Genomic DNA, 17,431 nt, shown 5'->3' with positions numbered 1-17,431 from the left:
AGCGGGAGGAGACGGGGCGGGGGACGGAACGGGACGGCGCGGGAAGGCCGTTCACCAGGCGCTGGACTCCACGGTGACCAGCGGGCGCAGGCCCTCGCGGAGGGTTTCGAGGAAGCCGACGAGTTCCGCGGCCACCGAGCGGTGCTGGAGGTCGTTCAGGACGTCGTGGTGGGCGCCGCGGACGACCGAGAGCCGGGCCTGCGGCGCGGCCTTCGCCGTGCGCCGCAGCCCTTCGTGGTCGGCCAGGGGGTCGGCGTCACCGACGAGGAAGAGGACCGGCAGGGCGGTGCGCACTTCTTGGGCCGCCGTCAGCACGGCGTCCGGCAGGCTCAGGCCCAGCGAGCCGCGCCGCACCCGGGGGTCCTCGGTGAGCGTGCCCCGGTGGGTGGGGCAGGCGGTGCGCACGTCGAGCTCGTCCTCCCAGCTCCCGGCGGCCCCCGTGCCCCGTCCCGGCAGGCCGGCCAGGACCAGCGCGTCGGCCCGTACGGCGGAGGCGGTTTCGGTCCCGCCGAGGAGCGCGGCCACGGCCGCGGCCCCCGAGTCGGCGCCGAGGACCACGAGCGGCCCCGTGACGTCCTCCCCCTCGGCCGCGGTGCCGGCGACGGCGGCGCCGAGCCGGGCGCCCAGCTCGGTGAGGGCGGTGTCACCGTCCCCGTCGAGGGCCGGCGCGTCCAGGACGCGTACGCGGTAGGCGTCCGCGGCGAGACGCCTGCCGAGGCGGCCGTAGGTGGCCCGGGTCTCGCCGCGGCCGGGGACCACCACGACCGTGCCGCGTACGCGCAGGCCCTGCGGTGCGAAGTGGTCGTCGTACTCGGTCATGTCAGACTCCTGCGGGTACGGGACCGGCGGCGCGCGCGGGCGTCCAGCCCAGGGCGGGTGCCACCTCGGTCGCGATGAGTTCGAGGGCGCGTACGGAGGCGTCGTGGTCCACGACGGCCGGGTTGAACTGGGTGATCAGATCGGTCGCGAGGGGCAGCGCCTTCTCCTGGCGCAGGGCCGCGACGATCTCCTCGGGATGGCCGTGGAAGGAGTGGAAGCGGCGCAGTGCCTCCTCCGTGTCCAGGCCCCCGGGGAAGGCGCCGGACTCCGCCATCCGCGCGGCGGCACGGCGCACGTCCTCGCCGATGTGACGCAGCGCGGTCCGCCGGTCCTTGGCCGGGAAGACCAGCCGGGACAGGCCGACGCGGGGCCGGGCGGGCCGGTCCCAGGCCGCGAGGTAGGCCTCCGCCCACGGCCGCTGCACCTCGTCGGTGGGGGCGTCGAAGCCGTAGGCGGCCCGGTTGAGCAGCAGGTGGGAGCCGCCCGCGGCCGCGTGCTCGGCGCCACGGGCGCTGAACACGCCCTGCCAGATCCGCCCGCCGAAGTCGCCGGCCGGGGGCTGGACGCGGAAGCCGGGCGTGCCGACCTCCTCGCCCGCCAGGGCCCGCCGCAGCGTGTCGAGGTGGTCGCTGGTCAGTTCCCGCTTGCGGGCGGCGTCCCGGCCGAAGGCCGCGTACTCCAGGGCGCTGGACCCGCTGCCCACCCCGATCTCGACCCGGCCGCCGCTGAGGACGTCCACGGTGGCGATGTCCTCGGCGAGCCGCAGCGGGTCCTCCAGCGGGAGGACGGTGATCGCGGTGCCGAGCCGGATACGCCTGGTGCGGGCGGCCGCGTGGGCGAGGAAGGTCCACGGCGAGGACAGGCCGCCGCCCTGGAGGGCGACGTGGTGCTGGGCGACCCAGCCGGTGTCGAAGCCGAGCTCGTCGGCGACGGTGAACAGATCCTGCGCGTTGCGGTAGGTGCGGGCGAAGTCGTCGCCACGGCCCTGGACATGGGTCAGGAAACCGAGCCGGAAGCGGGGTCTGTCGCTGGTCATGGCATGTGCCTTTCGCGTCGGGGGCGGTCTCAGCCGGCCGTGAGCGTCCGCTCGCGGGCGTGGCGGTTCGCCGGGACGGGCAGGCCGAGGTTGCCGCGCAGGGTGTCGGCGGTGTACTCGGTGCGGAACAGGCCGCGCTTCTGCAGCAGGGGGACGACGCCGTCGACGAAGAGGTTCAGTTCCTCCTCGGTGCGGAAGGCGAGGTTGATGCCGTCGAGGGTGCCGGCGTCGTACCACTGCTCGATGGTGTCGGCGACCGTGCGCGGGTCCCCGACGAAGGGCGAGCGACGGAACTGGTTGACGCTCTCCGCCACTTGACGCAGCGTCAGTTTCTCGGCGCGGGCCCGCTCGATGAGCTTCGTTGCCCCGGTGCGCCCGCCCTTCTCGGCGAGGTGGGCGACGTCCGGGAACGGCGCGTCCAGGTCGTGCACGCTGAAGTCGTAGGCGCCGAAGGAGCGGCCGAGCAGCGCGAGGTTGCGGTCGAAGTCGTTGTCCTCCTCGAAGATCTCCCGCTCACGGCGCCGGGCGGCCTCGTCGGTGGCGGCGACGACCGGGCCGCCGTGCAGGAAGATCTTGATGTGGTCGGGGTTCCGGCCGTACGCGGCGGTGCGCCGCTTGATGTCGGCGTAGTACTCCTGGGCCTGCTCCAGGGTCCCGCCGGGCGCGTAGATGCCCTCCGCGACCCGGGCGGCGAGGTCCCGGCCCTCCTCCGACACCCCGGCCTGGAAGATCACCGGCTGGCCCTGCGGGGAACGGGAGACGTTCAGCGGACCGGCCACCGAGAAGTGCTCGCCCACGTGGTCGAGCGCGTGCAGCTTGTCCGGGTCGAGGAAGACGCCGCGTGCGACGTCGGCGGGGAAGGCGTCGTCCTCGTAGGAGTCCCACAGCCCCCGGGCGACCTCGACGAACTCCAGGGCGCGGCCGTAGCGGGTGGCGTAGTCGAGGTGTTCGTCCAGGCCGAAGTTCCGCGCGGTGCCGGTGTCGAAGCTGGTCACCACGTTCCAGCCGGCCCGGCCGCCGCTGATGAGGTCCAGCGAGGCGAACCGGCGGGCCAGGTTGAACGGCGAGTTGTAGGTCGAGCTGGCGGTGCCCACCAGGCCGATGTGCCGGGTGTGGGTGGCGACCGCGGACAGCAGCGTCAGCGGTTCGAGGCGGTTGAGGTAGTGCGCGGGGTAGGTCGCGTTGATGAACTGGCTGTCGACGATGAACAGGGCGTCGAACAGGGCGTGTTCGGCCGCCTGGGCCTGCCGGATGTAGTAGTCGATGTCGATGCTGGCGTTCTTCGCGACGCGGGGGTCCTTCCACAGGCCGTGCTGGCCCGGGCCGCCGACTCCGTAGGGGTGGAGCGCGAGGTGGAGGGTGCGGGGCATGGGGTGTCCTTTCCGGCCCGTCGGGGGCCGAGCGTTCCCGCCCGTCGGGGGCGGCCGGTTCTCGCCCTTCGCGGGCTTTCTTCGGGGAGAGGAGCGATCAGGTGTGCAGCAGCGCGCGCAGGGCCTCGCGTGCGGCGCGGTCGGCGGGGGCGCCGCGCAGGGTGGGCGCGGAGCCGACGAGCAGTCGCGTGTAGGGGTGCCGGGGCGCGGTGATGACCTCGCGGGTCGCGCCCGCCTCGACCAGTTCACCCCGGTACAGCACCGCGACACGGTCGGCGACCCCGGCGACGGAGCCCAGGTCGTGGGAGATGAACACGAGGGCGACGCCGTCGGCGCGCAGGTCTTTGAGGATCTCCAGGACCTGGACCCGGTTGGCGGAGTCCAGGGCGCTGACCGGCTCGTCGAGGATGACCAGCCGGGGCCCGGTGACCAGCGCACGGGCCACCGCGACCCGCTGGCGCTGCCCGCCGGACAGCTCGCCCGGCAGCCGGTCGAGGAGGTCCTCCTCGAGGCGGACGCGAGGCAGGAACTCCCGTACCCGGGCCGCCGCCTCCTCGCGGCCGGCGCCCCCGATGAGCAGGGGCTCGGCGAGCGAGGTCCCGATGCTCAGGTCGGGGTCGAGGCTGCGCAGCGGGTCCTGGAAGACGTACTGGATCACCCCTCTGCGGCGCAGGGCGCGCCATCGGCGGGTGCCGTACGAGGTGACGTCCTCGCCGTCGACGAGGACCGATCCGGCGGAGGCGCGCACCAGACCGAGCGCGGCCCGCGCGAGGGTGGACTTGCCCGAGCCGGTCTCGCCGATGATGCCGACGGTCTCGCCCGGGGCGACGCTCAGCGAGACGCCGCGCAGGGCGGGCCGTCGTCGGCGGAGGGCCCCGTAGTGCACGTGCAGATCCCGGACGTCGAGCACCGGGCGGGCGGGCCCCGCGGTGCCGTCCGTGGCGCCGTCGACGGCGTCGTCGTGGTCGCTGGGGTCGACGGGCCTGCTCACGCGTCCTCCTCGGCGGTGCGGAACCTCTCCAGGCCGTACTGCTCGTGCTCGGCGATCAGCAGCCGGGTGTACGCGTGCCGCGGACGGTGCAGCACCTCCTCGGTGGGCCCCTGCTCCACCACCTCGCCCCGGCGCATGACGAGCACCTCGTCGCACAGCTGGGCGACGACGGCCAGGTCGTGGGAGACCACCACGAGGGCGAGGCCGGTGCGCTCGCGCAGATCGGCCAGCAGGTCGAGGATCTCGGCTTGCACGGTGACGTCGAGCGCGGTCGTGGCCTCGTCGGCGATCAGGATGTGCGGATCGGCGGCGACGGCCGCCGCGATGAGCACCCGCTGGAGCATGCCGCCGGACAGCTCGAACACGTACTGCGAGTAGACGAGTTCGGGATCCCTGAGGTGCACGGCGCGCAGCAGTTCCAGTGCCTGCCGGCGGGCCTCGCGCCGGCCCGCGCCCTTCTTGATCCGCACGACCTCGGCGACCTGTCTGCCCACCGGGATCGAGGGGTTGAGGTAGGAGGCCGGGTCCTGGAAGACGGCGCTGATGGTGGCACCGCGCAGCGCCGTCCACTCGGCGGGCGTCAGACCGCCGATGTCGCGGCCCTCGATCTCGACCGAGCCGCCGGTGATCTCGAAGTGCGGGGGCAGGATGCCCAGCGCGGCCCGGCAGGTGAGGGTCTTTCCGCTGCCGGACTCGCCGACGATGCCGACCGTCCGGCCGGGGGCGAGGGTGAAGCTCACCCCGCGGACGATCTCGCGTCCCGCGGCCCGGTCGCTGATGCGCACGTCACGCACGGACAGTGCGGGCGCCACCGGCCGTGCGGGAGCGGGCCGTTGAGGGGCACGGCGCTCGGCGAGCGGCTTCTGGGACAGGGTGCTCATCGTGTGCCTCCGGCGGGAGCGGGATCGGCCTCGTCGAGCCGGTGGGCGCGGGCCCGGCGGCTGTTGAGGAGTGCGCGGCCGGCCTCGCCGGAGACGTCGCGCAGGGCGTCGGCGAGGACGTTGCAGGCCCAGACGGTGACCATGATCAGGAGCGCGGGGGCGACCGGCGCCCACGGCCGCTGGCCGAGATAGCCCAGATCGGAGGCGAGCAGCCCGCCCCAGGTGGGCGCGGGCGGCTGCACGCCGATGCCGAGGAACGTCAGGCTGGAGACGATCACGAAGCCGGTGCCGACGGTCTGCGCGAGCGCGACCGCGATCGGCGGCAGCACCTTGGCGAGGACGTGGCGGCGCACGACCCAGCCGATCGCCGCCCCGGAGATGAGGGCCGCCTCGACGTAGGGCGAGCGGGCCACCGCCAGGGTGGCGGCGCGGGAGACCCGGTAGAACAGCGGGGAGACCAGCACCCCCGTGACCAGCATCGCCTGGGTGATGCCGTTGCCCAGCAGAGCGACGACGGCGACGGCGAACAGCAGGAAGGGCAGCGCGACGAGGGTGTCGGCCAGCCGCAGGGTGAGCCACTCGAAGGTCCGGCCGAGGTACACCGACAGGATTCCCGGCACCACCCCGACCACCAGCGCGGTCAGGGCCACCTCCAGCGAGCCCAGCACACTGACGCGGGAGCCGTCGAGCAACCGGCTCAGCACGTCCCGCCCCAGGTAGTCGGTGCCCAGCCAGTGGGCGCCGGAGGCGGCGGCGAGCGGGGTGTCGCCCGCGGCCAGTGGATCCTGCGGGGCGAGCAGCGGCCCGAACGCCGCGAGGAGGGCGATCACCGCGAGCACGCAGACGGCGATGCGGCCGGACGACAGGGACAGCACACGGCGCACCATGGGTCACACTCCCCTCTGCGAGGCGGGCGTGACGCGCGCCAGCACCAGGTTGACGACGAGGTTGAACGCCACGACCAGGACGATCGACACGACCAGCACGCCCTGGACGGCGGGTACGTCGCCGGACTGGGCGGAGTCGTTGGCGAACCGGCCGAAGCCCTGGAGACCGAAGATCCACTCCGTGACGACGGAGGCGCCCACGAGCGAGGGGAACTTCAGACCGAGGGTCGCGAGTGCCGGCCCGAGGCCGTTGCGCAGGACGTGGGTGAAGAAGATCCGGCGCGGACTCAGGCCCCGCACCAGCGCGCCGGTCACGTAGTTCTCGCGGTAGGCGGCGACGAGACTCGAACGCAGCTGGCGGGCGACGTCGGCGACGACGTCGAGGCTCAGGGCCACGGCCGGCAGCGTGATGTGGGCGAGCCACGGTCCGATGCCCTGGCCGGGCTCGACGTAGCCGGCGGAGGGGAACAGCCCCAGGCCGACCGCGAGGACCGCCACCAGGACGATCCCGACGACGAAGGCGGGCATCACCGAGATGACCGTGACGAAGCCGGTGACGGCGCGGTCGATCCAGGTGGTGCGGCGCAACGCCGCGAGCGTGCCCAGGGCGAAGCCGGCGAGGACGCCGATGACCAGGGCCAGGGTGGCCACCGACAGGCTCACGCCGAGGCCGAGTCCGATGAGGGTGGAGATGTCGGCCCCGTTGGTCCAGCTCGCGCCGAGCTGCCCGTGCAGCACGCCGCCGATCCAGTCGCCGTACTGCACCAGGAAGGGGCGGTCCAGGCCCCACTGGGCCTCGACCCGGGCGATGGCCTCGGGCGTGGCCTGCTCGCCGAGCTGGATCCTGGCGGGGCTGAGCCCGCTGAGCGAGCGCAGTGCGAAGGTCACGAAGGTCGCGACCAGGAAGACGGGCACGAAGAGCGCGGCCGACCGGGCGACGGTGGCCAGGACACGGCCCAGGCCGTGCCGCGCCCGGGCGCCGGCGGTACTGCGGCCGTCCGCGGGCGCGGCCGGCTCCCGCGCCTGCTCCTTCGTCGTCGTCATGGGATGCCTCCTTTCGAGGAGTGCGGGACGGGGTGAATGAGGGGTGGAGCGGGGCGGACGGGGTGTCAGTGGCCGCCGATGGTCACGCCGGTCCAGTCGATGTGGGCCGGGTTCCTCGGCAGGTCGGAGACGGACCTGCTCTTGGCGATGAGGTTGGGCTGGGAGTAGGTGAAGACGAGCGCCTCGCTCTTCAGCCCGGCCCGGGTCGCCGCGCGCAGGACCTCGGCGTAGTCGGGCGAGTCGAGCGGCGTGCGGCGCACCTTCGCGGCGGCCGCCTCGAAACCGGAGGGCTCGTAGGGGGAGCCGAGGTTGAGCGGGCCGTGCGGGCCGAAGTGGGCGGTGAGCGTCTGCAGCGCGGAGTCGCGGCCGGTCGTCGAGTACAGGGAGAACGCCAGGTTCTTGGCGAAGAACGGGGTCGCCCAGTTCTTGTCGATCTTGATGGTGACCTTGATGCCCACCTTCGCGAGCTGCGACTGGACGATCTCCGCCTGCGGGTCCTCGGCCGGGACGACCAGGTTCAGCTTGAGCTCACCGGCCTGGTAACCGGCCTCCGCGAGCAGCTTCTTCGACCTGGCCGGGTCATAGGGGTAGGCGTCGGCCGAGGCGGGGTCGTAGGCGACGTATCCCTTCGGGAAGGGCTGGTCGGTCGTCTCGCCGTAGCCGAAGGTCAGCTTGTCGACGAACTCCTGCCGGTCGACCGCGTGCCGGACGGCGTCGACGACCTTGCCGTTGTCGAACGGCGCCTTGTTGACGTTCAGGCTGATGTTGGACGCGTTGAACCCGGGCTGGACGAAGACGTCGAGTCCGGCCTTCTTGGCGGCCTCGGCCTGACTGGGGTCGATGTCGGCGAAGTTGTAGACGCCGGTCCGCAGTCCGGAGACGACCGTGGAGGCGTCGGGCGCGGAGGTGAGTTCGACGTTGTCGATGTGGATGTTCTCCGCGTCCCAGTAGTCGGGGTTCTTCCTCAGCACCGCCTTGGTGCCCGGGACGATCTGCGTGACGGTGAACGGGCCCGCGCCCACCGGGTTCCGGTCCAGCGCGCTCGCGTTCCGCGCCGCCTTGGGGCTGGCGATCTGCAGCACCCGCTCGCCCAGCAACTGGGGTATCTGGTAGTCGACCTGGTTGAGGTGGATGACCGCGTCGAGACCCTTGGCCTCCACCGACTCGATGGACGTCAGATCGCCGAAGAGCGCGGAGTTCTTCTGCTTCTTGGCGCGTTCGACGGCGGCCTTCACCGCGGCGCCGTTCACCGGTTCGCCGTCGCTGAACTTCAGGTGCGGCCGCAGGTGGAAGGTGATCCGGTCGCCCCTGGCGTTGTAGTCCCAGCTCTCCGCCAGGTCGGGCACGGCGTCGCCCTTCTCGTCGGTACGCGTCAACGATGCGTAGACCAGGGCCAGTTCGCGGAACTGTGCGCCGCTGCCGCCGACCACCGGGTCCCAGTGCGAGGGGAAGTAGGAGGAGGCCCACTTCAGGGTCGGGGTGTCGCTCGCGGCGGCACTGTCGCCGCCGCAGGCGCTCAGGGCGGGGGTGAGCACGGTGAGGAGGACGGTGCCGAGGGCGGCGGTGCGCAGCCGGCTCCTCCGGGCGGGGCGGTGTCCGGGACGCGCGGGGTGCCGGTCCTGGCCGGTACGCGGGTGGGTGAACGGTGGGAGCATCGCGGTTTCCTTCTACGAGGGCGCGCGCCGGTGCCGGGCCGTGTCCGGTCCCCGGGCGCGCGGACTCGGGGATGACGGCCTCGGCCTCGGGGGCAGGAGCGGGCTCGGCGGCGGGGCTTGGCGAACGGAGCGGGGCGCCCCGGCGACGTCGTCGTACGGCGGGGCGGGCGGGTCCGGGCATGCCCGGTCGCGGCGGCGGGCACGGGGCCGCACCGCGCTCAGGGACGGGCCGGAGCACTCGGGGTAGAGGGAGTCCCGCCTCGCGCGGGCGTCAGCCGACGGACGAGGGGGACGGGGACGTGCGGGACGCCGGGAACACGGTGGGGGGAACGGGCGCCGTGCGGCGGACCGGCGGAAGGCCGGTGCCGGCGGGGGAGAGGCGGGCGCCTGTGAGCCGTGGGCGGCGGGCGGTCAGCGACAGAGGGCGCTGCAGGTGCGCCGCAGGTCCACGTAGCGGCACACCACACCGGGGTGCGTCGTAAGCATGGTGCTCATCCTGAGGTGAGGCGTGACCCGCTGTCAATGGACACTAATAGGTGTCTCATTGGGCGGGACGGATCGTCCTCGCAGCTCGGGAGGGTGTCAGCGTTGCGGCGGGGGAGTGGCCCGGACGGCCGGACGGACCGCCGCCTCCTCCGGGTGCAGCCACAGGGGACCCCCGGCGGTGTCGATCCGTACCGCCCCCGGCGGGGGCCACGGACCGTGCGTCAGGAGCGTCCGCTCCGGCTCGGTCAGGCTGCGGTACCGGGCGAGGGCGGCCCCGGCCGACAGCGGCGCGGGATCGGCCGGCAGGCCCGGCCGCAGCGCCTCGACGGCCTCCGCGTACTCCTCGTACGGCCGCCGGCCGGGCACCGCGCGCACGGCGCCCGCGCGGCGCACGAGCAGCGTGGGCAGCGCGTAGCGCAGACCGCCGTCCGGGGTCTCCTTCGCGGCCCCGGGGTGCGGGGAGTCGCCCCCGGCGGACAGGACCTCGGGCACCGGCCGGCGGGTCTCGGCGTGATCGGCGCGCACCCGGTCCCGGACGGCGTCCGAGGCGGCGTCCGCCGCGAGCCGCTCCCCGTCCAGACCCGGCACGCCCCGCGCCGCCGCCAGCGCCAGTTCCGGGGAGTCCGCGGGCTCGCCGAGGACGAACACGCTCTCCCGCAGCCGGCGCAGCACCCGTTCGGCGACCTCGGGGCCCTGCGCCTCGGCCGCCGCGGCGACGAGCGAAGCGGGCCAGGAACTCTCCGCCACGCGCCGCAGCCGGAAGGCCCGGGGCGCCCGGGTGTGACGCCCGATCTCCTCGAGGTGGCGCGCGTACCAGAGCGTCTCCGCGGCCGGGTCGGGGGCCGGGTCCTCGTCCTGGTCGAAGAGGATCCCGTACACCCGGCGCCAGCGGACCCGGCCGTCCAGTGCCGCGCGCAGTCTGCGCAGCACGGGTTCCGAACCCCAGGCCCAGGGACACAGCGGGTCGGTGTACTCGACCACCTCGACGTCCACCTCGACGTCGGCCCCGGCCGGCCCGGGGTCCTTCGGCCCGGGGTTCGTCCGTCCGGGATCCGTCGGCATGGTCATGCGGCGCCCTTGCTCGCCGCCGGCGCGCCCGAACCGGCGGGCAGCGGCGCGCTCGCCTCCCCGGGCAGCAGCGAGGTGAGTGTCGTGGAGCGCAGCAGGGAGGCGGCCTCCTCCTCGATACGGCGCCACACGGCGGGCAGACCGGAGGCGGGGCCGGGGTAGTCGAGCCCGGTCAGGGGCTCGCCCCGAAGAGTGATCAACTCGCCGTCCACGGCGTGGGCCACGTCGAGGAGCGTGATGGCCTCGGCGGGCCGGCCGAGCCAGTAGCCGCCCTCGCAGCCGCGCTGACTGCGCACCAGGCCGGCCCGGCGCAGTTCACCCACCACGGACTTCAGAAAGCGGAACGGGATGTGCTGCGAGGAGGCGATGGCCTCACATGTCAGGGGGCGGGAGGGTTCGCGGGCGAGCTCCAGCAGGGCCCGTGTGGCGTAGTCCGCCTTCGCGGAGATGTGCATGGGTTCATGATGCCCGAAGGGACCTTCACCGGGAGGGGTTCCGTATGGTTCGCCCGTTCATTGCGGGAACATTGCCGCAGGTGAAGTGCAATGGACACCTCTTGACAGCCTTTTTCGGCCGGCTCTAGCGTCCGAGCCATGAGCGAGCCGTTGACCACCCCCGGCGAAGGTTTCCACCCCCACCTCGGTGACGCGGCGGGAGAGCCGAAGGCCCCCCTGCGCAGGCGACTTCACCACATCCGCGCCGATGCCCTCGACGGCGGAACCGCCCAGACCTCCGGCATGCGCCGGTTCGCCGCCATCAGCGGCAGGACGGTCGGCTCGGAGAAGCTGTGGATGGGCGAGACCCACGTCGCCCCCGCGACCTCGTCCTCCGACCACCACCACGGCGAGTCCGAGACCGCCATCCACATCGTCAGCGGCCACCCGGAGTTCGTCTTCATCGACGACTCCGGCCCGCGACCCGAGGAGGTGCGGCTGCGCACCTCGCCCGGTGACTACATCTTCGTCCCGCCGTTCGTCCCGCACCGCGAGGAGAACCCCGACCCGACCGAGGAGGCGGTGGTCGTCATCGCCCGCAGCACGCAGGAGGCCATCGTCGTCAACCTCCCGCACCTGTACGCCCTGGGGCAGGAGAACGGCACACCACCGGCGTGAGGCCACGCCGGTGGCGCGGGCCGTGCTACTCGTAACAGCTCCCCGTGCAGAGGACGGTGACGGTGCCGTCCTGCCCCTCGGGCAGGAGTCCGTGCCACGGGTTGCCGTACTGGGCGACGGATCCCGCCGGAGCGACCCCGTGCCACGGGTTGCCGTACTGGGCGAGGGATCCCGCCGGAGCGACCCCGTGCCAGGGGTTGCCCTCCTGGACACCGAGGGTGTCGTTCTCCGCGGCCGGGACGTTGCTGGTCTCCCATGGCATCGGCATCGCCATGGCGGGTGCTCCGAGGGTGCCGAGGGCGGTCGCGGTCAGGAAGACCACGGTCAGGGCACGCTTGCGCAGGTTCATGGGTTTCTCCTTCTCGTACTGGCCACCGTCCCAGGCGCCTACTGGTAGCAGGGGGCTCCGCACAGCACGGTGACGTTGCTGGTCTCCCACGGCATCGGCATCGCCATGGCCGGTGCGCCCACGGCGCCGAAGGCGGTGGCCGTCAGGAGGATCACGGTCAGGGCACGCTTGCGCAGGTTCATCGTTCGCTCCGTTCTTCTGCCGGGTCGTTCGGCGGTGGATACGGAGACACTGGCACGGGCCTACGAGGCGGACCAGGCTTTCGATGCTGGTCGAATCGACCGTCCGTTCCCGGCCAGCAGGCTGAGCGCCAGCGGCGTCGCCGCGTGCGCGACATGCTTGCCCTGGCGGCAGCTGACGACGAGGCCCGCGCCGCGCAGCACCCCGACCTGGTAGCTCGCGCTGGCCGGCGCGAGGCCGAGGCTGCGGGCCACCTCAGTGGTGGTCCGTACCCGGTGCGAGGCGACATCGGCGAGCACCGCGCTCCGTGTCCTGCCCAGCAGATGCTCCAGCCGTTCCTCACCCGCCCGCACGATGTCGAGCGGCTGCTTGGCGATGGGGTAGACCAGCACCGGGTCGAGCCCGGGGTCGGCGAGCGCGGTGGGCCTGCGCCAGCAGAAGTAGGAGGGCACGAGCGTCAACCCGCGCCCCTCCAAACGCAGTTCACGGTCGGCGGGGTAGTCGACCTCGAGGTAGGGGGGATTCCACCGGGCGAAGGGTCGCAGGCTCTCCAGGAGTGCGGCCGTCCCGCCGCCGAGCACGGTGCGCGCCCGGACCGCCACATCGTCGCCGACGGAGGACCGCACATGCTGCCAGTACGGTTCGAGCAGCGTGTGGAAGGAGTCCCGCAGGAGGTTCGTGACGAGCCCGAGGGAGACCGCCGCCGGGATGCGGGGGCTTCCCGCCCCTCCCGCCACCGGGCGCGCCTCTGCGAGCCGGGTGAGCTCCGACACCAGCCGCCCGCGCGGGGTCGCCCGGACGTTCTCGAGCCCCGCCTCCAGGCCCTCACCGGTGACCGGCGGTGTCAGGAGGTCGGGGATGTAGCCGGAGGTGGGTACGAAGGCGCGCAGGGTGTGCAGGGCGCGGGCGGCATGTGGGTCCCGGGCGAGCCGCCCGGCGGTCTCGTGGCGCCAGTGGCCGAACGCGAACGGCCCCTGCCCCGTCTGCCAGCGGCAGACCGCGCACATCAACTCCCACAAGGGATCCGGCTGTTGAGCCAGTCGTACGTTCTGGATATCGCGCCAGCCGAAGTGGATGCGTAACAAGTGATTCCTCGGGGTCGTGGCGAACACGGCTCGGAGAGGGCGATGGTGACGACCCTGACGCACCACGTCCCGGGCCGGAAGCCCGGGGCACGCAGAGGATCGGCACCTTGTCGATAACCTGCCGTGTATGACTCCCGGTCGCGGTTCCGTCGGTGCGTCGGAGCCGAGCGTTCACCAACTGCGCCTTCTCCTCGTCCTCGCCGAGGAACTGCACTTCGGCCGGGCGGCGGCACGCGTCTACGTCACCCAGCCCGCGTTCAGCCAGCAGATCAGGTCCCTGGAACGGCGGCTCGGTGTCGCGCTGGTGGAGCGGGGCGGCAGGGCCGTGCGGCTGACGGCGGCCGGGCTCGACCTCGTGGAGGAGGCGAGGGCGGTGGTGGACGCCATGGCCCGGCTGCGCCGCACCGCCGACCGGCACGCGGGGGCCGCCCGGGGACGGCTTCGGATCGGCAGTCTCGGCGCCGAGGCGGGCATGCCCTACGCCCAGGCCGTCCTCTCCCGGTTGCGCGGCGGGCATCCCGACCTGGAGATCGAGGTCCGCAACCTCACCTTCACCGACATGTTCAGCACCCTGCTCGCCGGGGAGGTGGACGCCGCCTTCCTGCGTGGCCCGCTGCCCCCGGGCATCCAGTCGCTGCGCCTGGCGACGGAGCCCCGGGTGGTCTGCCTGTCCGCCGACGACCCGCTCGCCGGCCGGGACACGCTCACCCTCGCCCAGCTCGGCGACCGCGCGGTCGTCGACATGCCGCCCGAGGTGCCCCGCGCGTGGTGGGACCACCTCACGGTCAACCCGCGCCCGGACGGCACCCCGGTGCGGTTCGGGCCGGTCGTCAGGGACACCGAGGCCATGGTCCTCGCCGTCACTCAGGGGCGGGCGATCACCTTCCTGCCCGCGGCGGCCCGCCGGCTGTACCCCAGGGCGGGCATCACCTATGTGGACTGCCCCGAACTGGGCGAATCGACGGGCGAGTTGGCCTGGCTGCCCGGCAAGCGCGACGATCCGGCCGTGACCGCCCTGCGCGAGGCGGCGCACGGCATCCTCCGACAGTCCTCGGACCGGGCGAGGCGTCGGAAACCGGACGAGCGAGACGGGCTGGAGTAACGGGGCGAGCGGGGCGGGTGGGAGTAACGGGGCGAGCGGGGCGGGTGGGAGGAACGGGGTGAGCGGGGCGGGCTGGAGTAACGGGGCGAGCGAGACGGGCAGGAGTAACGGGATGAGCGGAATGAACAGGGCGACCGGGGTGGACGGAGCGCACGGCGGTGACTCCGGTGCGGCACCCCGGATCCGGCCCCGGACGGACGAGGACGTCGAGACCTGCGTGGCAGTCCTCGCGCGGGTCCACGCCTGCGAGGGCTACCCGGTCGACTGGCCCGACCGGCCCGCCGCATGGCTCGCGGGCCCCGCCCCGCTCGGCGCCTGGGTCGCCGAACTCGACGGGCGCCCGGCCGGCCACGTCGGCCTCTTCCGGGGTGGCGAGGGCGACGCCGCCCCCGGACTGTGGAGCCGTCGCCACGGCCGGAGCGGGAAGCCGACGGCGCCGACGGCGGTGGTCGGCCGGCTGTTCGTCGACCCCGGAGCCAGAGGGCACGGCCTCGGCGCGCTGCTGCTCGACCGCGCGGAACGTGAGGCGCACGGCCGCGGCCTGCACCCGGTGCTCGACGTGGTGGCCTCCGACACCGCCGCGATCGCCCTGTACGAACGGCTCGGGTGGCAGCGGATGGCCACGGTCGAGCAGCGCTGGGGTCCGCTCACGCGGGTGACCGTCCACTGCTACGCGGCGGCGCCACGCGGACGCGGCCGGGACCTCAGTGCGCCGCCGGACCGGAGCTGAAGAAGGCGACCGTCCGCTCCAGGCCCCGCTCGCCGAACATCATCTCCAGGGCGGCCGCGGACTCGGCCGCCGAGGCCTCGCCGCGCGGGAAGAGCGCCGCCTCGTAGGCGGCGAGGGCGGCCTCGGTGTCGCCGGGGTGGGCGGCGAGCGCGAGGGCGAGCTCGGAGCCGTCGAACATGGCGAGGTTGGCGCCCTCGCCCGCGAAGGGCGACATCAGGTGGGCGGCGTCGCCGAGCAGGGTCACCCCCGGCGCGCGGTCCCAGCGGTGCCCGACGGGAAGGGCGTGCACACGGCGCGGGGTGAGCCTGTCCGCCTCGGCGACCAGACCGCGCAGGTCCCCGTCCCAGCCGTCGAAGTGGGCGAGGACCGCGGCCTTGGTGGCGGCCGGGTCGGTGAAGTCGACCGCGTCCAGCCATCCCTCCTCGGTCTTGAGGGCCGCGTAGGTGTGGAGACTGCCGTCCGTCTCCCGGTGGGCCAGAAGACCGCGCTCGTCGCCGAGGGCGAGGAAGAACCCGCCGCCGACGAGCGCCGCGCCGCGCGGGTGACGGGTTTCGGCTTCGAACAGGTCGGCCTCGACGAAGGAGATGCCGGTGTACGCGGGGCGGGCGTCCGAGAGCAGCGGCCGGATGCGGGACCAGGCGCCGTCCGCACCGATCAGCAGGTCCGTCGTGAGGACCCGGCCGTCGGCGAAGGTCACCTCGTGCCGCCCGTCGTCCAGCGGCCGGGCACCGGTGACCTTGCGGCCCCAGTGGACGGTGCCGTCGGGCAGTGAACCGAGCAGCAGGTCACGCAGGTCGCCGCGGTCCACCTCCGGGCGGCCGCCGGAGCCGTCGTCCTCCTCGGCCACATGGACCGTGCCGTCGGGGCCCAGCAGGCGCAGGGCCTGGCCGCCCTCGTGGACGATCCGGCGGAAGCCCTCGTGCAGACCGGCGGCCTGCAGTGCCTTCTGCCCGTTCTCCACGTGGATGTCGAGCATGCCGCCCTGGGTGCGGGACGCCGCCGAGGCCTCGGCCTCGAAGACCGCCGCCTCGATGCCGTGGACGTGCAGGACGCGGGCGGCGGTCAGTCCGCCGAGCCCGCCGCCGATGATCGCGAGGGGGAAGTGCGGGGTGCTCATACAAGCCTCCGGAAGAAGGGGAAACGCCGGAGGGACCCGTGTGCGCTCCGACCCGGCCAGCGTAACGAACATGTTCGTCACGAACAAGTTCGCCGGGCTGCGGGCGGACACGCCGCAGCCCCGGCGGACCGCCGATCGCGAGGATCGGTCGTCCACCGGGGCTGCAGGTTCGAGGCGCCACCCGGCCCCCGGGCGGAGGCGGGACCGCGCTCAGGTGCCGGCGCCGCCGTGGGTCGGCGCCGTTCGCCTCGTCACGGCACGAGGACGAGGGAGTTGATCGGCGTGTAGTCGATCGCCGCGTAGTCACCCGTGGCGCGGTACACCGGCGAGCAGTTCGTGCCGTTGTACCCCAGGCACTCCTGGAAGCCGGCGCCGCCGGTCTGGGAGTTGACGACGACGCGGTAGCCCGTGACGTTCGACAGGTTGTGCGCGCCGTAGCTGTAGAAGATGTTCTTGCTCAGGATCGTGCCGTTCGTCTCGCGGATGCAGACGGCACCGCTCGGACAGGGCGTCGCCGCCTGGGCGCCGGGCGCGGTGGCGAGTCCGGCGCCCACCAGGAGCGCGGCCCCCGCGACGGTCATGGCGATCTTGCGCATCTCTCGTTCCCCCATCTGTCGAGTACGTCAGCGGCGGAGGTCGGGCCGCCGCCGGGTCCGGGACAGACTGTGTCGCCTTCGGGGTGGGGCGGCCATCCTTTCCATCACCGTCGAAATGTTCGGGCCGCCAGGTGAAGGCGGTCCGCGCGGGCGCCTCGCGGTCAGTCCCCGGCGGCCCGGTCCGTCCCGTCGTCCGTGGCGGGGACGGGGGTGTGCGTGATGCCGTTGACGAGGACGTCGAAGGCCCAGCGCATCCTGTTTCGCGGGGGGCCGCCGATCAGTTCGGGCATGTGCGCGGTGATCGCCGGGTACGTGCCCGCGTCCGCCTCGCCGAGGGTGCGTACGGTCGCGTTCCAGTCGTCCTCGAAGGCGGGGTCGCTCTCGTGCGCCCCGTGCTCGGCGGCGGTGGCCGTCGCGTCCTGGAGCAGCTTGTCCACTCCCCAGGCGACCTGCGCGCGCGCCGCCCCGCTGCGCGAGAGGAGGTCGAGGATCCGTTCCACCAGGCGCAGGTAGTTCTCGCCGCTCGGGCGGGCGACGAGCGCGGACCGCGCGAGCTGCGGATGCGCGAACAGGACCAGGGTGTACGAGGTCATGACGGCGCGGAGCTGCTCGCGCCAGTCCTCGCCGCCCTGCCGCCCGCTCAGGTCGACCTCGCCGAGCAGGGCGTCCAGCACGGCCGCGTGCAGCTCGGCGGTGTTGGCGACGTAGACGTACAGCGAGGCCGGGCCGGTGTCCAGCTCCTGTGCGAGGCGGCGCATCGTCACCTTGTGGAGCCCCTCCGCCCGCATGAGCCGCACGGCGGCGTCCACGATCACGTGCCGGGACAGGGCGGGCTTGGCCGGCCGCTCCCGGCGGCTGATCGGCTCTCTTCTGGCAGTCATGACCGCGATCGTAACGAACGTGTTCGCTCGGGCGGAACGCCC

The 17,431-nt window shown here is 73.5% G+C and carries 19 protein-coding genes; 3 read left to right on the top strand and 16 right to left on the bottom strand.

The features are described from left to right. Positions 1-51: 51 nt before the first annotated feature. The 10 genes from OHB09_RS00730 to OHB09_RS00685 form a co-directional block, all read right to left on the bottom strand. The gene (locus OHB09_RS00730; protein ID WP_191854281.1) at positions 52-819 is read right to left on the bottom strand and encodes an alpha/beta hydrolase; all 768 of its coding nucleotides are present in this window, start codon (positions 817-819) and stop codon (positions 52-54) included. A 1-nt stretch (position 820) separates the two neighbouring features. After that, positions 821-1,855, bottom strand: a complete 1,035-nt coding sequence (locus tag OHB09_RS00725; RefSeq protein ID WP_191891098.1) for an LLM class flavin-dependent oxidoreductase — start codon at positions 1,853-1,855, stop codon at positions 821-823. A gap of 29 nt (positions 1,856-1,884) precedes the next feature. Then, entirely contained in the window at positions 1,885-3,225 is a 1,341-nt protein-coding gene (locus OHB09_RS00720) for an LLM class flavin-dependent oxidoreductase (protein WP_328921422.1), read from the bottom strand. A 97-nt stretch (positions 3,226-3,322) separates the two neighbouring features. Continuing rightward, positions 3,323-4,135, bottom strand: a complete 813-nt coding sequence (locus OHB09_RS00715; protein ID WP_328922974.1) for an ABC transporter ATP-binding protein — start codon at positions 4,133-4,135, stop codon at positions 3,323-3,325. A 77-nt stretch (positions 4,136-4,212) separates the two neighbouring features. Then, positions 4,213-5,097: an ABC transporter ATP-binding protein gene (locus OHB09_RS00710; RefSeq protein ID WP_328921421.1), complete on the bottom strand. Its 885-nt coding sequence runs from the start codon at positions 5,095-5,097 to the stop codon at positions 4,213-4,215. Further along, a complete protein-coding gene (locus tag OHB09_RS00705) occupies positions 5,094-5,984 on the bottom strand; it encodes an ABC transporter permease (RefSeq protein WP_328921420.1) in 891 nt (296 codons plus the stop codon). Before OHB09_RS00705 ends, OHB09_RS00710 begins: the two co-directional genes overlap by 4 nt. 3 nt (positions 5,985-5,987) lie before the next feature. Then, positions 5,988-7,028: an ABC transporter permease gene (locus OHB09_RS00700; RefSeq protein ID WP_191854286.1), complete on the bottom strand. Its 1,041-nt coding sequence runs from the start codon at positions 7,026-7,028 to the stop codon at positions 5,988-5,990. Positions 7,029-7,093: 65 nt separating this feature from the next. Next, entirely contained in the window at positions 7,094-8,683 is a 1,590-nt protein-coding gene (locus OHB09_RS00695; protein WP_328919440.1) for an ABC transporter substrate-binding protein, read from the bottom strand. A 582-nt stretch (positions 8,684-9,265) separates the two neighbouring features. Beyond that, entirely contained in the window at positions 9,266-10,237 is a 972-nt protein-coding gene (locus OHB09_RS00690) for a DsbA family oxidoreductase (RefSeq protein ID WP_328921419.1), read from the bottom strand. Continuing rightward, positions 10,234-10,692 (bottom strand): RrF2 family transcriptional regulator, encoded by a 459-nt coding sequence (locus OHB09_RS00685; protein ID WP_093596379.1) that lies wholly within the window; start codon positions 10,690-10,692, stop codon positions 10,234-10,236. Before OHB09_RS00685 ends, OHB09_RS00690 begins: the two co-directional genes overlap by 4 nt. A gap of 138 nt (positions 10,693-10,830) precedes the next feature. On the opposite strand from OHB09_RS00685, the gene OHB09_RS00680 reads away from it, so the two are divergent. Next, positions 10,831-11,349 carry a cupin domain-containing protein gene (locus OHB09_RS00680; protein ID WP_040893276.1) on the top strand — a complete coding sequence of 173 codons (519 nt, stop codon included), beginning with the start codon at positions 10,831-10,833 and terminating at the stop codon, positions 11,347-11,349. A 25-nt stretch (positions 11,350-11,374) separates the two neighbouring features. On the opposite strand, the gene OHB09_RS00675 is transcribed toward OHB09_RS00680, so the two are convergent. The 3 genes from OHB09_RS00675 to OHB09_RS00665 are packed head-to-tail and all read right to left on the bottom strand — an operon-like array spanning position 11,375 to position 12,963. Then, complete coding sequence (locus tag OHB09_RS00675) at positions 11,375-11,698, bottom strand: hypothetical protein (RefSeq protein WP_319350129.1); 324 nt, start codon at positions 11,696-11,698, stop codon at positions 11,375-11,377. Between the two features lie 38 nt (positions 11,699-11,736). Then, positions 11,737-11,880 carry a hypothetical protein gene (locus OHB09_RS00670; protein WP_319350127.1) on the bottom strand — a complete coding sequence of 48 codons (144 nt, stop codon included), beginning with the start codon at positions 11,878-11,880 and terminating at the stop codon, positions 11,737-11,739. Between the two features lie 60 nt (positions 11,881-11,940). Further along, positions 11,941-12,963 carry a DUF5937 family protein gene (locus OHB09_RS00665; protein WP_318295256.1) on the bottom strand — a complete coding sequence of 341 codons (1,023 nt, stop codon included), beginning with the start codon at positions 12,961-12,963 and terminating at the stop codon, positions 11,941-11,943. 127 nt (positions 12,964-13,090) lie between these two features. On the opposite strand from OHB09_RS00665, the gene OHB09_RS00660 reads away from it, so the two are divergent. Together OHB09_RS00660 and OHB09_RS00655 are read left to right on the top strand one after the other, a co-directional pair. After that, positions 13,091-14,065: a LysR family transcriptional regulator gene (locus OHB09_RS00660; RefSeq protein WP_093596387.1), complete on the top strand. Its 975-nt coding sequence runs from the start codon at positions 13,091-13,093 to the stop codon at positions 14,063-14,065. Between the two features lie 112 nt (positions 14,066-14,177). Beyond that, positions 14,178-14,795 (top strand): GNAT family N-acetyltransferase, encoded by a 618-nt coding sequence (locus OHB09_RS00655; protein WP_374192345.1) that lies wholly within the window; start codon positions 14,178-14,180, stop codon positions 14,793-14,795. On the opposite strand, the gene OHB09_RS00650 is transcribed toward OHB09_RS00655, so the two are convergent. The 3 genes from OHB09_RS00650 to OHB09_RS00640 all read right to left on the bottom strand — a co-directional run bounded on the left by OHB09_RS00650 (position 14,770) and on the right by OHB09_RS00640 (position 17,389). Next, complete coding sequence (locus OHB09_RS00650) at positions 14,770-15,912, bottom strand: FAD-dependent oxidoreductase (protein WP_191854290.1); 1,143 nt, start codon at positions 15,910-15,912, stop codon at positions 14,770-14,772. The genes OHB09_RS00655 and OHB09_RS00650 overlap by 26 nt on opposite strands. 251 nt (positions 15,913-16,163) lie before the next feature. Further along, the gene (locus OHB09_RS00645) at positions 16,164-16,508 is read right to left on the bottom strand and encodes a hypothetical protein (protein ID WP_006137262.1); all 345 of its coding nucleotides are present in this window, start codon (positions 16,506-16,508) and stop codon (positions 16,164-16,166) included. 161 nt (positions 16,509-16,669) lie between these two features. After that, positions 16,670-17,389 (bottom strand): TetR/AcrR family transcriptional regulator, encoded by a 720-nt coding sequence (locus OHB09_RS00640; RefSeq protein WP_319117564.1) that lies wholly within the window; start codon positions 17,387-17,389, stop codon positions 16,670-16,672. Positions 17,390-17,431 lie beyond the last annotated feature (42 nt).

Origin of the sequence: Streptomyces griseoaurantiacus (assembly GCF_036189845.1) — a bacterium.
GTDB classification, from domain to species: Bacteria; Actinomycetota; Actinomycetes; order Streptomycetales; family Streptomycetaceae; genus Streptomyces; species Streptomyces griseoaurantiacus.
Note: the sequence above shows the minus strand (reverse complement) of the source record. Positions and strands in the feature narration are given on the sequence as shown.

What these genes read in the sequence shown, in the direction of transcription:
- OHB09_RS00705 (WP_328921420.1), bottom strand. Translation starts at nt 5,984, where the DNA reads ATGGTGCGCCGTGTGCTGTCCCTGTCGTCCGGCCGCATCGCCGTCTGC.
- OHB09_RS00640 (WP_319117564.1), bottom strand. Translation starts at nt 17,389, where the DNA reads ATGACTGCCAGAAGAGAGCCGATCAGCCGCCGGGAGCGGCCGGCCAAG.
- OHB09_RS00695 (WP_328919440.1), bottom strand. Translation starts at nt 8,683, where the DNA reads ATGCTCCCACCGTTCACCCACCCGCGTACCGGCCAGGACCGGCACCCC.
- OHB09_RS00650 (WP_191854290.1), bottom strand. Translation starts at nt 15,912, where the DNA reads ATGAGCACCCCGCACTTCCCCCTCGCGATCATCGGCGGCGGGCTCGGC.
- OHB09_RS00680 (WP_040893276.1), top strand. Translation starts at nt 10,831, where the DNA reads ATGAGCGAGCCGTTGACCACCCCCGGCGAAGGTTTCCACCCCCACCTC.
- OHB09_RS00655 (WP_374192345.1), top strand. Translation starts at nt 14,178, where the DNA reads ATGAGCGGAATGAACAGGGCGACCGGGGTGGACGGAGCGCACGGCGGT.
- OHB09_RS00660 (WP_093596387.1), top strand. Translation starts at nt 13,091, where the DNA reads ATGACTCCCGGTCGCGGTTCCGTCGGTGCGTCGGAGCCGAGCGTTCAC.
- OHB09_RS00670 (WP_319350127.1), bottom strand. Translation starts at nt 11,880, where the DNA reads ATGAACCTGCGCAAGCGTGCCCTGACCGTGATCCTCCTGACGGCCACC.
- OHB09_RS00700 (WP_191854286.1), bottom strand. Translation starts at nt 7,028, where the DNA reads ATGACGACGACGAAGGAGCAGGCGCGGGAGCCGGCCGCGCCCGCGGAC.
- OHB09_RS00720 (WP_328921422.1), bottom strand. Translation starts at nt 3,225, where the DNA reads ATGCCCCGCACCCTCCACCTCGCGCTCCACCCCTACGGAGTCGGCGGC.
- OHB09_RS00685 (WP_093596379.1), bottom strand. Translation starts at nt 10,692, where the DNA reads ATGCACATCTCCGCGAAGGCGGACTACGCCACACGGGCCCTGCTGGAG.
- OHB09_RS00730 (WP_191854281.1), bottom strand. Translation starts at nt 819, where the DNA reads ATGACCGAGTACGACGACCACTTCGCACCGCAGGGCCTGCGCGTACGC.
- OHB09_RS00710 (WP_328921421.1), bottom strand. Translation starts at nt 5,097, where the DNA reads ATGAGCACCCTGTCCCAGAAGCCGCTCGCCGAGCGCCGTGCCCCTCAA.
- OHB09_RS00690 (WP_328921419.1), bottom strand. Translation starts at nt 10,237, where the DNA reads ATGACCATGCCGACGGATCCCGGACGGACGAACCCCGGGCCGAAGGAC.
- OHB09_RS00725 (WP_191891098.1), bottom strand. Translation starts at nt 1,855, where the DNA reads ATGACCAGCGACAGACCCCGCTTCCGGCTCGGTTTCCTGACCCATGTC.
- OHB09_RS00645 (WP_006137262.1), bottom strand. Translation starts at nt 16,508, where the DNA reads ATGCGCAAGATCGCCATGACCGTCGCGGGGGCCGCGCTCCTGGTGGGC.
- OHB09_RS00675 (WP_319350129.1), bottom strand. Translation starts at nt 11,698, where the DNA reads ATGAACCTGCGCAAGCGTGCCCTGACCGTGGTCTTCCTGACCGCGACC.